A 13,677-nucleotide genomic window follows, 5' to 3' on the forward strand; every position below is an offset into this window, starting at 1 on the left:
GGCGAGGCGGCCGCCTCAGGCCAGGGGGTTGGGCAGCGGCAGGTAGCGCGCGTCGGCGCCGTCCGCTCCGGTCCAGCGCAGCAGGAGGTTGGTCTTGCCGGGCAGGGTCGGGGCGGCCAGCAGCTCGGCGGCCTCGGGCAGGCCGTGCCGTCCCAGCTCCCGCCGGGCCGCGGGCCACGGGTCGAACCCGGCGTGGCGCTCGGCGAGCGCGGCGGCGACCTCGGTCAGGTGGTTGACGACCAGGCAGTACACCAGCCGCTCCCAGCCGGCCGCCCGCTCCACGTCGGCCAGCAGCTTCACGCCCTCGGCGTCCCGGTACAGCGCCTGCACCGGCATGCCGTCCGCGTCGACGGCGACCAGGGTGTTCTGCAGATGCGCCTCCAGGACCACGCCGTGATCGGCGAAGGCGGTGAGCGCGGGCGGTACGACCGCCCGCAGGTACGCCTCCCACCAGGCCTCCGGGTCGGCCGTCGCGGCCAGCGGGTCGCCGTCGTAGCCCTCCACCAGGCCGGCGGCGAGCAGCGGGGTCGCCCCGGGCAGCAGCGGTCCGCGCAGGCCGTCCCGGACCAGTACGGCGAGTTCCTCGAAGGCGAAGCGGGCGGTGCGGTAGCCACGGTCGCCGAGCCAGGCGGCGGGCCCGTCCATGGCCGCGAAGGCGGCGGTCGCCGCCGTGTCGGTACGGCGCAGCTTCCGCAGGTCGTGCGCCCACAGCCGGCGGATGTCGTTGGTGATCCGGACATCCAGGCTGAACTTGAGGAACAGGTCCCGCACCGGCTCGTAGACCGTGCGGATCGCGGCCGTCGGCCAGGTGGCGAACGGGGTCTCGCCCAGCCGCAGCAGCCGTCCGTCCGCGAAGGCCGGCGCGAGGTCGCGGGCGACCAGGTCGAGCTGCCAGGGGTGCGCGGGCAGCAGCCGGTAGCCCTCCGGTACGGCGGCCAGCGCGTCCAGCGCGGTCGTGTCGCCCTCCTCCGCCACCTCGTCCTCGCGCACCGCGAGCAGCACCAGCGGGAACCGGGCGTGTGCCTCGGGCGCGTAGGGCAGCCAGGCGGTGACCGGGCCGCCGCCGCGCGCCTTGGGGGCGGGGTGGTAGGGATGGCCGGTGATGAGGGACTGCTCCGAGCGCAGATACGGATCGTCGGGCGCCGTCGCCCGGGCGCGTGCCGTGAGCAGCACGGCGACCGCGTCCCGGCTGTCGATCATCTCGGCGGGCAGGTCGCCGTTGGAGAGCCCGGTGTGCTGGCGCAGTTCCTCGGCGACGAGTTTCACCAGCTCGGTGTGGCCGATGCGATGCCAGGTACCGTCCGCGTACACCTCCGGCGCGGCGGGCCGGCGCGCGCCGTGCACCCGCAGCAGCCGGTCGCCGCCGGGCAGCCGGTAGACCCGCGGCTCCCCCGGCTGCCCGTCCCCGGCGTCCGGTTGCGGCTGGGCCACCTCCCGCAGCAGGCAGTTGAGCAGGGGGGCGGCAGCGTAGGCGTCGGCGCGTTCTCCGACGGCGTCGCTGGGGGGCATGAGGTCCACGCGTTCCATTCGTTCTCTACGTCCACACAGTCCGATCGTGATCAGTATGTCTGTCGTCACCGGTCATCATGACCGTCGTACCCGCCTGCGAGGAGCCCTCCCGTGCACCGTCCCTCCCCCACCGAGAACCGGCTCGCCGCCGAGCTGGCCGAGGCGCGGCCGGAACTCGTCGACGGGTACACGGCCGAGCTGCCCGGAGCGCGGGCGGCGGTGCTGACCCGGCTGTGGCGGGCGCTGGCCCACGAGCCGCTGCCCTGGGTGGCGCGCCGGGTGCGCGGGGCGCACAGTCTGGCCGTGCGGCTGGCCGACGGGCGGGCGTTGCACGGCCCGCCCGCGGACCCGTACGCCACCGCCGGGTATGTGACCGCGGTACGCCTGGACGGGGTGGCGTACGACGATCCGGCGCGGCTGATGACCGATCTGGGGTGGCCGCACTCGGCCGGGTTCGCGGCCGAACTCGGTCACAGTGCGGCATCGTTGGCGTTGTCGCGGGCCGATCGGGAGGTTCGCCCGAAGGAGTGGCCGGACCGGGACTGGGAGTGGGAGCAGCGGGTCGTCGACGGGCATCCCTTCCACCCCAACTGCCGTTCCCGGCCCGGCTTCTCGGTGGCGGAGGAGCTCGCGTACGGGCCGGAGCACCGGCCGGTGGTGCGGCTGGAGGCGGTCCCGGTGGCGGCCGGCGACTGTCTGCTGACGGGGGAGTGGCCGGACGAACTCCGGGAGCCCGGACGGCTGTTGATCCCCGTGCATCCGTGGCAGAGCGCCCACGTCCTCAAAGGCGGCTCCGCCGGGCCCTGGCGGGCGGCGCACCCGCTGCTGTCCCTGCGCACGCTCGCGCTGCCCGACGGTCCGCATGTGAAGACCGCGCTCACCGCCCGGCTCACCTCGTCCGTGCGGGACATCTCGACGTACTCGGTGGGCGCGGCGGTGACCCTGTCGTCGTTCGCGACGGACCTGGCGGCGCACACCGACGGGCTGCTGCACATCACCCGGACCCTGGGCGCGGCGACCGCCCACTCCCCCGACCTGGCGGCGCTGTTGCGCGAGTCGCCGCAGGTGTACGCGGCGCCCGGCGAGCTGGTCCTGCCGGTGGCGGCCCTGGCCACCACCGGCCTCCCCGGATCGCCGTCCTGGCTGGCCGAGTTCACCCGGCTCGCCCTGACGGTGGGGCTGCGGCTGCTGGACCTCGGCGTGGCCTTGGAGGCACACGGCCAGAACCTCCTGGTGGTGCTCTCGGAAACCGGGCGGCCCGTCCGCCTGGTCTATCGCGACCTGGCCGACATCCGGCTCAGCCCGGCCCGGCTGACCCGCCACGGCATCACCCCGCCCGACCTGTCAGGCCGCCTGGTCACGGACGACGAAACGACTCTGCGCCGCAAGCTGTTCGGCTCCCTGGTCGCGGGCGCGCTGGCGGCCACGGCGGGTTCCGGACCGGCCCTGGCGACGGCCCTGGAGACGGCCGTACGGGGACTGCCCGCGACCCCGGACCTGACGGCCCTCCTCGAAGGCCCGCTCCCGGCCAAGGCGCTGACGCTGATGCGGCTGTCGCCCGAGACTCCCGGGGACCGGTGGGCGGCGCTGCCCAACCCGCTCGTCGACACCCTCTGACGAGTCCGCCGCCCGGTGTTGGCCTGCCGGTCACTCCCGTTTCGGCCCCCGGACCCCGTTTTGGAGCCCGGCCCCTCTGATCAATAGGATCCGCCGATGATCAGAACACAACGGCTGGCGGCAGGAGTCTGCGCTCTGCTCGCCGCCCTGGGGGCCGGGATCGCCTTCCCCGGCGGCGCGGTCGCCGACGAGACCGACCAGGCCGCTCCCAAGGTGGAGCTCGTGCTGGACGTCAGCGGGTCCATGCGGACGGCGGACATCGACGGCGGGACGCGGATGGCCGCGGCCAAGCAGGCGTTCAACGAGGTGCTGGACGCGACACCCGAGGGGGTCCAGCTCGGCATCCGCACGCTCGGCGCCAACTACCACGGCAACGACCGCAAGACGGGCTGCAAGGACACCGCACAGCTCTACCCGGTCAGCACCCTGGACCGCACCGAGGCGAAGACCGCCGTCGCCACGCTCCAGCCGACCGGGTGGACCCCGATCGGTCCCGCGCTGCTGAAGGCGGCCGACGACCTCGAAGGCGGTGACGGGACCCGCCGTATCGTCCTGATCAGCGACGGCGAGGACACCTGCCCGCCGCTGGACCCGTGCGAGGTGGCCCGGGAGATCGCCGCCAAGGGCGTCGGGCTCACCATCGACACCCTCGGCCTGGTGCCGGACGCCAAGACCCGCGACCAGCTCAGCTGCATCGCGGACGCTACCGGCGGCACCTACACCTCGGTGCAGCACAAGGAGGAACTCAGCGACCGGGTCGGGCAGTTGGTGGACCGGGCGGCGGACCCCGTGGTGACGCCGGTGGCCACCGAGGGCACCGACCAGTGCTCGTCGGCGCCCACGCTGAAGTCGGGGCTGTACACCGACCGTGAGGAGTTCGGCCAGGAGCGCTGGTACAAGGTCGAGGTCAACCCCGGCCAGGAGCTGCGGACTTCGGTGAGCGTCGCCGCCGACCGGGCCGTCAACGCCAACTACGGCGTCCTGCTGCGGGCGGTGACGGTCCACGGCCGCGAGATCGTGCGCGGCGAGGCGTCCGGCACGGGCCGTACGGATGTCGTCTCGACCGGGCTGCGGTACCCGAAGGCCGAGAGCGACGACGACGAGGACACCACCCCGGAGACCGTCTGCCTCCAGGTGACCAACTCCTTCTCGGCCACGGCCGGGGTGAAGACCAGCCCCGGTCTGCCGGTCGAGCTGACGGTCGACGTGGTGGACGGGCCGTCGAAGGCGAGCGACGTCGCCTCCTTCGGGCTCGGCCGCGGCTGGTGGCTGCTCGGCGCACTCGTGCTGACCGGCTTCCTCGCGGGTCTGGTGTGGGGCTGGGTGTCGCGCTGGCGGGTCGCGGTCTGGAGGACCAACTGATGGGGATCACACGTGTGTTGAGCGCCGCCCTGCTGGCGGTGGGCCTGGCGGCGGGCCCGGCGGTCGCCGACGACGCCTCGCCCTCGCCCAGCACCTCGGACGACAGCGGCGCGCCCACCCAGGCGGGCACGTCCTTCCGTACGGCCACGGAGGTCGACCAGGGTCAGCAGGCGACGGCCAGCGGCTCCACCGGCGACTACCTCTACTGGTCGTTCGCCGCCGACGCCGGCCAACGCCCCGACGTCAAGGCCACGGTGAAGCTCCCCGACTCGCACGCGGCGCAGACCTGGCAGATCGACGTGTACGACGGTCTGCGGCGCCGCCAGTCCTGCCAGTACGGCGCGCAGACCCGCACCGCCGCGCCGGGTACCGCGTCGGTGGAGCTGGCGTGCGTGATGCGGACCGTCCGGGCCTGGTCGGAGCCGTGGGCCAACGACCCGCTGCCCGGCACGTACTACATCCGGCTGACCGTGGTGAACCTGACCTCGGCCGACCTCGGCCAGCCGGTGAGCGCCGAGGTCCGGGTGGACTCCAAGGACATCGGCGGTTCGGCGGCGGTGGACGGTTCACTGGCGAAGCCGCTGGTGCCCGGGATCGCGGTCTCGTCGGCGTCGGACTCCGCGTCCGATTCCACGTCCGACTCCGCGTCGGACTCCTCGTCCGGCGAGGACGGTTCCTCGTCCACGAAGTCGGCGGTGCTGTCCAGCATCGAGCCCGACGACGGCTGGTCCTCCGGGTGGTGGACCGACCGCTGGGTGTGGACCGGGATCGGCGGTGTGCTGGCCGCGCTGGCGGGCATCGGCGGGTACGCGCTGACGCGGGGGACGGGACGGCCGACCCGGGTGCCGCCGGGCGCCTGACCCACCGCCTGATCCACTGCCGGCTCAGCCTACCGGGCCTCCGTCCACGGGGGCCCGGTCGTCGTCTCAGGCCTCCCGCAGCGCCTTGGCCAGGGTGCCGTCGCCGGTCACCGTCACCCGCCCGTCGCGTACCGCGTCCACCAGGCGCAGCTCGCCCCGGGCCAGGGCCGTACCGGTCCCGGCGTCGAGTGCGAGCCGTGCGTCGGGCTCGCGGGGCGCCGGACCGTCGCCGTACACCGGGCCGTCCTCCACGCCGAGGAACAGATGGAAGTCCCCCTCCCCCAGCCCGACTTCGACCAGGCCCTCGCCCTCCAGGGCCCGCAGCAGCGGCAGCGCGAACCAGTGGGCGCGCACGGCGTCGGTCGGCCGGCGTTCGCCCAGTTCGGCCTCGCCCCACTTGCCCAGCGCCTGCAGCACCGGGAGCAACTCACGCCCACGCGGGGTGAGTTCGTAGACGTACACCGCACCCGGGGGCGGCAGCCGCCGCCTGGCCGTGACCCCGTCCCGCTCCATGTCCTTCAGCCGGGAGGCGAGGACGTCCGTGCTGACCCCCGGCAGATCCGCGTGCAGATCGGTGTAGCGGCGGGGACCGGCGAGCAGCTCCCGGACGATCAGCAGGGCCCAGCGGTCGCCGACGACGTCGAGGGCGCGGGCTGCGGAGCAGTACTGGTCGTAGCTTCGGCGAGGTGGCATGCGACGCAGTCTAGACAAGATGTTGGACTTTCCAAGCTCCTACTTGGTAAAACCAAGCATCACGAGTTTCCGGAGGGGCGCATGGAGTTCCGGCAGTCCAACAAGCTCAGCGAGGTCTGTTACGAGATCCGCGGACCGGTGATCGAGCATGCCAACGCGCTGGAGGAGGCGGGCCACAGCGTGCTGCGGCTGAACACCGGCAACCCCGCGCTGTTCGGCTTCGAGGCACCGGAGGAGATCCTCCAGGACATGATCCGGATGCTCCCGCAGGCGCACGGCTACACCGACTCGCGCGGCATCCTCTCCGCCCGCCGGGCCGTGGCCGGGCGCTACCAGACGCTGGGCCTGGAGGTCGGCGTCGACGACGTCTTCCTCGGCAACGGCGTCTCCGAGCTGGTGTCGATGGCCGTACAGGCGCTCATCGAGGACGGCGACGAGATCCTGATCCCCGCCCCCGACTTCCCGCTCTGGACGGCGGTGACCACCCTCGCCGGCGGCAAGGCGGTGCACTACCTCTGCGACGAGCAGTCCGACTGGTACCCGGACCTGGCCGACATGGAGTCGAAGATCACGGACCGCACCAAGGCCGTGGTCATCATCAACCCCAACAACCCGACGGGCGCCGTCTACCCGAAGGAGATCCTGGAGGGCATCCTCGACCTGGCCCGCCGGCACGGCCTGATGGTCTTCGCGGACGAGATCTACGACCAGATCCTGTACGACGACGCCGTCCACCACTCGACCGCCGCGCTCGCCCCCGACCTGGTGGTCCTCACCTTCTGCGGCCTGTCCAAGACCTACCGGGTGGCCGGCTTCCGCTCGGGCTGGATGGTCGTCACCGGCCCGAAGCAGCACGCCAAGGACTATCTGGAGGGCCTCACCATGCTGGCCTCCATGCGGCTGTGCGCCAACGCGCCCGCCCAGTACGCCATCCAGGCCGCGCTCGGCGGCCGCCAGTCCATCCGCGAACTCGTCACCCCCGGCGGCCGGCTGTACGAGCAGCGCAACGTGGCCTGGGAGAAGCTCAACGAGATCCCCGGTGTCTCCTGCGTCAAGCCGAAGGGCGCCCTGTACGCCTTCGCGCACCTCGACCCCAAGGTCCACCCGATCCACGACGACGAGAAGTTCGTCCTTGACCTCCTCCTCCAGGAGAAGATCCAGGTCGTCCAGGGCACCGGCTTCAACTGGCCCACCCCCGACCACTTCCGCATCCTCACCCTCCCCCACGCGGAGGACCTGGAGACGGCGATCGGCCGGATCGGACGGTTCCTCAGCGGCTACCGGCAGTAGCGGCAGCGGTGTGAACCCTGGTCGGCCGTTGCCCATCCCCCGGGTGATTCGGCGGGGCATCGCGCGCGCCCCGCGTTGCTCCTTCCGGGGGATGCGGGGTACGCACTCCGGGCGCGCGCGTCCGCCGAACCGGAGCGCCGGGCTCTTAGCCTCTGACGTATGGCTGATGTCTTTCTCGTCCGGCACGGTGAGACCGAGTGGTCGCGGTCCGGACGGCATACCGGCTGGACCGACGTTCCCCTCACCGAGCACGGGAGGGAGGAGGCGCGCCGGCTGGTGCCGTTGATCCGTTCCCACCGCATCGGCGCCGCCTTCGTCAGCCCGCTGCAGCGGGCCCGGGAGACCGCCGAGCTGATCGGGGTGCCGGACGCGCGCGTGGACGCCGATCTGCGGGAGTGGGACTACGGCGGCTACGAGGGCGTGACCACCGTGGAGATCCAGCGCACCCGGCCGGGCTGGTTCCTGTTCACGGACGGGGTGGCGCCGGGTCCGCCGGAGCATCCCGGGGAGACCCCGGAGCAGGTCGGGGAGCGCGCCGACCGGATGCTGGCCAAGGTCGACGCGGCCCTGGCCAACACGGAGGGGGTCGTACTGCTGGTGGCCCACGGCCACTTCCTGCGGGTCCTCACCGCCCGCCGCCTGGGCCTGGAGCCGTCCGCCGGGGCCCTCTTCCAGCTGGCGACCGGGACGCTGTGCCGGCTGGGCACGGAGCACGCGCGGCCGGTGATCGCGGGCTGGAACATCCGCCCGGGCACCTAGTCCGGCCCCACTGCTGGTCCGACCCCGCTGTCAGTCCCCGGTCGTAGCCTTCGAAGAAGGGATCAGTACCGCTCGACACCGGGAAGGAACACGCCGTGACCCGACCGCCCACCGCCGCGCAGCGGCGGGTCATCGACGCCGCCGACCCGGTCACCGGGCGGCTGCGCGGCACGGAGGCCCAGCTGGCCGCCCTGGTGCGGCACGGCCTCGCCTTCCGGCACCCGCGCCCGCCGCACGACCACTTCCTGACACCGGCGGGGCACCGGACCCGGGAAGCGGCCGCGCAGCCGCGGGCGGCGGCCCCACCGGAACCGGACGGGGTCTTCGCCTCGCGCGTCGGCGGCGAGAAGACGGCCGACGGCGGGCCCGCCCGCGTGCGGGAGGTGCACAGCGCCTGGCAGGGACTGCTCGAACTGCGCCGGATGACCAACCCCGACGGCGCCGTGGACCGGCCGTGCGGCTGGGAGCGCACGCATCTGGTGCGGGCCGCCGCGCTCGCCCTGGAGGCGGCCGGGCAGCCACCCGAGGGGCCGGACACCGCCGGCTACCGGGTGCGGGCGACCCCGCAGCCGGAGGCGGTCGCCGTGTACGCACCGGAGGGCGAGCGCCTGCGGGCGTGCGCGGCCACGCTGGAGCAGGCCGGCTGGCAGACCGGCGAGTACACGGAGCCCCGGACCAGAACGCGCTATCTGCTGGCATCGCCCCGCCGGGTGTGACGGGCGTGTCAGGATGCAGACGGAAGATCAGTGCGTCGTACACGAGAGAGGGAAGTCGTGAGCGAACCGTATTCCGTCCGCGTCACGGTCCGTGGTTACGAGACCGATGTACAGGGCCATCTGAACCAGGCGGTGTACATCAACTACGCGGAGCACGCCCGCTGGTCGCTGCTGCAGGCGGCCGGGATCAGCCAGGCCCGGCTGATCGGCCGGGGCGTGGGCCCGGTGGCGCTGGAGACGACCATCCGGTACAAGCGGGAGCTGCTCGCCGGTGACGAGGTCGATGTGACCTGTGCGTTCGACTGGAGCGGCGGCAAGGCGTTCCGCATCCTGCAGCAGATGACCAAGGCGGACGGCACGCTGGCCGCCGAGGTGGACGCGGTCGGCGGGCTGCTCGATCTCAAGGCCCGCAAGCTGGTCGCCGATCCGCGCGAGATCTTCAAGGAACTCACCTCGGACCCGGAGCTGTTCGGGTTCTAGGAACGTCCAGGGTCCCGCGGACTCCGTCTACGCGTCGAGCAGTTCGGGATTGTGCTCGACGTCGTAGGCCGCCCGCGCCTGCGCGATGTACCCGCGGTTGCGCTCGGCCCAGTCGGTCAGCCGCTGCAGGGTCTCGTGCAGCTCGTAGGCCACCGGAGTGAGCTCGTACTCCACCTTCGGGGGCACCGTCGGGTGGACGGTGCGGGTCATCAGTCCGTCCCGCTCCAGGTTGCGCAGGGTGAGGGTGAGCATCCGGCGGCTGATGCCCTCGATGCCGCGCTCCAGCTCGGTGAAGCGGATGGGGCCGTGCGAGGCCGCGACCAGGATCTGGACGCTCCATTTGCCGGCCACCCTGTCAAGAACCTCGCGGACCGGGCACGAGCCCGCGTTCACGACCTGCGACGTAACACCGGTGTTCCTCAGGGACATCGACCTGCCTCCTTACGCCGGCCTCCATGGTCACCCACGATGAACTCCGTTACAAGTCGTGCACCAAGGAACCGATCGATACCAGCCGACACCGACGGTTCCTCCGGAGACTACGCAAAAAACGGAGGCCACGCCGCCATGACGGCCCTCACCTCGTCACGGACACGGACCCGGACACCGCACCGAACGTACTCCCGCTGGGCCTCTCTGGTCGTGCTGTGCGCGGGAGCCCTCATGACGATCCTGGACGGCACCATCGTGACCGTCGCGATGCCCGCGATGCAAACGGACCTGGGCTTCTCGGGGGCGGGGCTGGCCTGGGTGGTGAACGCGTATCTGATCCCGTTCGGCGGGCTGCTCCTGCTGGCCGGCCGGCTGGGCGACCTGCTGGGCCGCAAGCGGATGTTCACGGCCGGGATCGCCGTGTTCACCGTGGCCTCCGTGCTCTGCGGACTGGCGACGAGCCGGGAACTGCTGGTCGCGGCCCGGGCCGTCCAGGGGGTCGGCGGGGCGATGGCGTCGGCGGTGGTCCTCGGCATGCTGGTGGCGCTCTTCCCGGAACCGCGTGAACAGGCCCGCGCCATCGCGGTGTTCAGCGCGGTCGGGGCGGGCGGGGCCACGCTGGGCACGTTCCTGGGCGGGGCGCTCACCCAGGCGGCGAGCTGGCACTGGATCTTCCTGATCAATCTGCCGATCGGCGTGGTCGCCTGGCTGGCGGCGGTCCGGGGGCTGTCCCCCGAGCCCGGCGCCGGGCTCCGCGACGGCGCCGACTACCCGGGCGCGGCGCTGGTCACCGGCGCGCTGATGCTCACGGTGTACGTCGTCGTCGGCTCCGGCGACCGCGGCAGGACCGCCACCGCGCTCCTGGCGGCGCTCGCCCTCGCCCTCTTCGTGGCGTTCGCCGTCCGGCAGACCCGAGCCGACCGCCCGCTGCTGCGACCGGGGCTGCTGCGCTCCCGGCTGCTGACCGGCGCGAACGCCGTACAGGTCCTGATGGTGGCGACGATGTACGGCTTCCAGTTCATCGGCGCGCTGTACCTCCAGCGCGTCCTGGGATTCGACGAGTTGGCCACCGGCTTCGCCTTCCTGCCGGCGCCCGTGGCGATCGGGCTGCTGATGACGACCCTGTCCGCGCGGACGGTCGGCCGCTTCGGGGCGTACCCGGTGCTGCTGACCGGCCTCGTCCTGATCGCCGGCGGCATGGCGCTGCTGAGCCGGGCCCCCGCCGACGGCTCCTACCCGGCCGACGTCCTGCCGCCCATGCTGTTGCTGGCCGCCGGGTTCGCCGCCGCGATGCCCCCGCTGACCGGTCTGGCCATGTCCGGCGCCCCCGAGGAGGACGCCGGTCTGGCGTCGGGACTGTTCAACACCACGCAGGTGGTGGGTGGTTCGCTGGGGCTCGCGGTGCTGTCGACGCTGGCGGCGAGCCGCACGGACGCGCTGCTGGGCGGGGGCGCCGAGCTGGTCCCGGCCACCGCCGAGGGCTACCGGCTCGCCTTCCGGGTGGCGGTGGGCCTCGCGGTGGCGGCGCTGGTCCTGGCGGCGGCCGTGCTGCGGCCCGGGCAGGACTGAGCCGGGTGGCCCTCCGGTGACCGAGCCGGGCAGGACCGAGCGCGGCCGGAACGGAGCCGGGCGGGCCGCTCCAGCCAGCCCGCTCCTGCCAGCCCGCTCCTGCCAGTCTCAGCCGTCGACGAACAGCTCCCTGTGGTCCACGGCCCACTCCCGGTAGGTCCGCGCCGGCCGCCCCAGCAGCCGTGGCACGTCGTCGGTGACGACCTCGTTGCCGCCCCGCTGCACGAAGGCCCGGCTCTGCTCGGAGGCGTCGACGAACGTGTCGTCGAAGCCCAGCGTCCGCAGATGCGCCCGGGCCTCGTCCGCGGTGAGCTCGCGGGTCCCGACCGGGCGGCCGAGGACTTCCGCGAGGACGGCGGCCTGGTCGGGGACGCTGAGCACCTCGGGGCCGGTGAGGGTGTACGTCCGCCCCGCGTGCCGCCCGTCGTGCCGCGCGTCGAGCAGGGCGGCGACGGCCACCTCGGCCACGTCGCGGGGATCGACGACGCCCTGTCCGCCGGCGCCGCTCAGGTTCGGCACCGGCCCGCCCGAGCGCACCGCCGCCGCCCAGCCGAGCGTGTTCGACGCGAAGGCCGAGGGACGCAGTACGGTCCACTCCAGTCCGCTGTCCCGCACGGCCTGTTCGCCCGCCATGTGCCAGGTGCCGACCGGACCGACGGCGGGGTCGCCGCAGCCGATGCCGGAGAGCTTCACGACCCGCCGCACCCCGGCGGCCCGGGCCGCCGCCGGGAGGGCCCGGTCGTGGTCGGAGTCGTCCGGTCCGAACACGCCCACCAGGAAGGCCGCTTCGGCACCCGCCATGGCCGCCGCCACCGAGGCCGGGTCACGGTGGTGCCCCGGCACCACCTCCACCCCCGGGGGCAGCTGGGTCCGTGCCGGGTCCCGGGTCAGGGCGCGCACCTTCGCGCCGCGCGCCGCGAGCTGTCGTACGACTTCACCGCCTGTGGTGCCCGTGGCACCCATCACGAGGATCATGACCACCACGGTGGGCCGCGCCGGGCCCGGGGCGCTAGGAAAATCCGGCACGGCTCGGCCCTCCGTCCGCCCCGCGCGGCGCCTACCGTGAAGGGGTGACGAACGCCGTCTTCCCGCGGACGCTGCCCGTGCCCCGCCCGCTGCGCCCCTGGATCTCACGCGTAGGCCTCCTCGACGTCGAGGCCGCCGCGCAGGGGCCGTACGTCCATCTCCCGGACGCGGACACCAAGTTGGTCCTGCGGGTCGCGGCGAACGGTCACCGCAGTGTGCTGGTCGTCGGGCCGCGGGTCCGTGCCTCGTACCACGAGGGCAAGCCCCTCACCTCCTGCGTGGAGCTGCGGCTCACGCCCGGCACGGCCCGTCCGCTGCTGGGTCTTCCGGCGGCCGAGCTGGTGGGCCGGTCCCTGCCGCTGGAGGCGGTGCCCGGGGCGGCCGCCCGTGGGCTCGCGCACGAGATGCGGTGGCTGGAGCCTCAGGAGGCAGTGGCCCGGCTCGCGGACGAGCTGCCGGAACGGCTGGCATCCCTCGCGGACGGCGGCCGGACCGGGCTGGTCCGCGCGGGCGTCGCGGCGCTGTCCGTCCGCTCCGGCCACACACCCGGCACCGTCCGCGACACGGCACGTGAACTGGCGGTCAGTGAAAGGCAGTTGCGCAACCTCTTCACCGAGGGGGTCGGCCTCTCCCCCAAGCACTACGCCCGGATCGACCGGGTCCGGGCGGTGGTCAGCCATGCCGCCGAGGTCTCCTGGGCCGAACTGGCCGCCGTCACCGGCTACTACGACCAGTCGCACATGACGTCCGACTTCCGCGCCCTCATGGGCGTCCCGCCCCGCTCCTACTTCACCGGCCGGCTGCCCGCGGCGGCGCCCTGCCAGGCGGTCCGCCGCCGCTGAGTCCGCCGGCTCACAGTGACTTCGTACCGCCACCCCACCGCTCTCCCAAGGTGCCGCGCCAGTCTCGACATCCTTTGACAGCCCCCTGCTGGGGAGTTCCTGTGCCGATCCTGCACGCACGTGCCGCACGCTGTTCGCCACCCTGGGCGCCGCGCTGCTGACCTCGCGATGGCCCGCGGCCGAGGCGGCGGACGCGACCGGGCCGGCCGACCCGGTGCACAAGGACATCGCGATGCGGCTGGTGAGACGGCCCCGGCACGGACGCCGTTCCGCGCCGCCTGGCGGAAGGCGGCGCGGACGGCGGCCTTCCGCAGGGCACAGCGCCACGAACGCGACCGCGTCTGTTTCGACCCGGCCGTGGCGCGTGCAAGGAAGGACGGTCTCGGCACGCTCGGGCAGTTCGTCTACTACGACGCGATGGTCATGCACGGCCCCGGCACGGACGCCGTCAGCCGGGTCGAGACGGCCCAGCGGGTCTTCCTCAAGGCGGGCAACTTCGACCTGGACATCCCGCTCAAGTAG

The 13,677-nt window shown here is 73.4% G+C and carries 14 protein-coding genes; 10 read left to right on the top strand and 4 right to left on the bottom strand.

Translation table 11 applies throughout. The features are described from left to right. Positions 1–15: 15 nt before the first annotated feature. Positions 16–1,527, bottom strand: a complete 1,512-nt coding sequence (locus ACFZDK_RS29055; RefSeq protein ID WP_390976858.1) for an IucA/IucC family protein — start codon at positions 1,525–1,527, stop codon at positions 16–18. 93 nt (positions 1,528–1,620) lie between these two features. On the opposite strand from ACFZDK_RS29055, the gene ACFZDK_RS29060 reads away from it, so the two are divergent. From ACFZDK_RS29060 to ACFZDK_RS29070, 3 genes are all read left to right on the top strand, one after another. After that, positions 1,621–3,126 (top strand): IucA/IucC family protein, encoded by a 1,506-nt coding sequence (locus ACFZDK_RS29060; protein ID WP_390976859.1) that lies wholly within the window; start codon positions 1,621–1,623, stop codon positions 3,124–3,126. Between the two features lie 96 nt (positions 3,127–3,222). After that, positions 3,223–4,488: a VWA domain-containing protein gene (locus ACFZDK_RS29065; RefSeq protein WP_390976860.1), complete on the top strand. Its 1,266-nt coding sequence runs from the start codon at positions 3,223–3,225 to the stop codon at positions 4,486–4,488. Then, positions 4,488–5,348, top strand: a complete 861-nt coding sequence (locus tag ACFZDK_RS29070) for a hypothetical protein (RefSeq protein WP_390976861.1) — start codon at positions 4,488–4,490, stop codon at positions 5,346–5,348. Before ACFZDK_RS29065 ends, ACFZDK_RS29070 begins: the two co-directional genes overlap by 1 nt. A gap of 66 nt (positions 5,349–5,414) precedes the next feature. Here ACFZDK_RS29070 and ACFZDK_RS29075 read toward each other — a convergent pair whose 3' ends face one another. Next, positions 5,415–6,041, bottom strand: a complete 627-nt coding sequence (locus ACFZDK_RS29075; protein ID WP_390976862.1) for a winged helix-turn-helix transcriptional regulator — start codon at positions 6,039–6,041, stop codon at positions 5,415–5,417. 81 nt (positions 6,042–6,122) lie between these two features. On the opposite strand from ACFZDK_RS29075, the gene ACFZDK_RS29080 reads away from it, so the two are divergent. The 4 genes from ACFZDK_RS29080 (at position 6,123) to ACFZDK_RS29095 (ending at position 9,286) form a co-directional block, all read left to right on the top strand. Continuing rightward, positions 6,123–7,331, top strand: a complete 1,209-nt coding sequence (locus ACFZDK_RS29080) for an aminotransferase class I/II-fold pyridoxal phosphate-dependent enzyme (protein WP_390976863.1) — start codon at positions 6,123–6,125, stop codon at positions 7,329–7,331. A gap of 159 nt (positions 7,332–7,490) precedes the next feature. After that, the gene (locus ACFZDK_RS29085; protein ID WP_359225307.1) at positions 7,491–8,090 is read left to right on the top strand and encodes a histidine phosphatase family protein; all 600 of its coding nucleotides are present in this window, start codon (positions 7,491–7,493) and stop codon (positions 8,088–8,090) included. A 95-nt stretch (positions 8,091–8,185) separates the two neighbouring features. Then, complete coding sequence (locus tag ACFZDK_RS29090) at positions 8,186–8,806, top strand: hypothetical protein (RefSeq protein WP_390976864.1); 621 nt, start codon at positions 8,186–8,188, stop codon at positions 8,804–8,806. A 57-nt stretch (positions 8,807–8,863) separates the two neighbouring features. Further along, positions 8,864–9,286: a thioesterase family protein gene (locus tag ACFZDK_RS29095; RefSeq protein WP_390976865.1), complete on the top strand. Its 423-nt coding sequence runs from the start codon at positions 8,864–8,866 to the stop codon at positions 9,284–9,286. A gap of 27 nt (positions 9,287–9,313) precedes the next feature. On the opposite strand, the gene ACFZDK_RS29100 is transcribed toward ACFZDK_RS29095, so the two are convergent. Then, positions 9,314–9,715 (bottom strand): winged helix-turn-helix transcriptional regulator, encoded by a 402-nt coding sequence (locus tag ACFZDK_RS29100; protein WP_390976866.1) that lies wholly within the window; start codon positions 9,713–9,715, stop codon positions 9,314–9,316. A gap of 138 nt (positions 9,716–9,853) precedes the next feature. Between ACFZDK_RS29100 and ACFZDK_RS29105 the strand changes: the two genes are divergently transcribed. Next, positions 9,854–11,287 carry an MFS transporter gene (locus tag ACFZDK_RS29105; RefSeq protein ID WP_390976867.1) on the top strand — a complete coding sequence of 478 codons (1,434 nt, stop codon included), beginning with the start codon at positions 9,854–9,856 and terminating at the stop codon, positions 11,285–11,287. 108 nt (positions 11,288–11,395) lie between these two features. Here the strand turns inward: ACFZDK_RS29105 and ACFZDK_RS29110 are convergent, their stop codons facing one another. Then, positions 11,396–12,262, bottom strand: a complete 867-nt coding sequence (locus tag ACFZDK_RS29110) for an NAD(P)H-binding protein (protein ID WP_390976868.1) — start codon at positions 12,260–12,262, stop codon at positions 11,396–11,398. 95 nt (positions 12,263–12,357) lie between these two features. Here ACFZDK_RS29110 and ACFZDK_RS29115 point away from each other — a divergent pair, with 95 nt between their 5' ends. Beyond that, positions 12,358–13,155 (top strand): helix-turn-helix domain-containing protein, encoded by a 798-nt coding sequence (locus ACFZDK_RS29115; protein ID WP_390976869.1) that lies wholly within the window; start codon positions 12,358–12,360, stop codon positions 13,153–13,155. Between the two features lie 168 nt (positions 13,156–13,323). Then, positions 13,324–13,677, top strand: a complete 354-nt coding sequence (locus tag ACFZDK_RS29120) for a chitosanase (RefSeq protein WP_390976870.1) — start codon at positions 13,324–13,326, stop codon at positions 13,675–13,677.

Source organism: Streptomyces sp. NPDC007901 (genome assembly GCF_042959465.1).
Classification (GTDB): domain Bacteria; phylum Actinomycetota; class Actinomycetes; order Streptomycetales; family Streptomycetaceae; genus Streptomyces.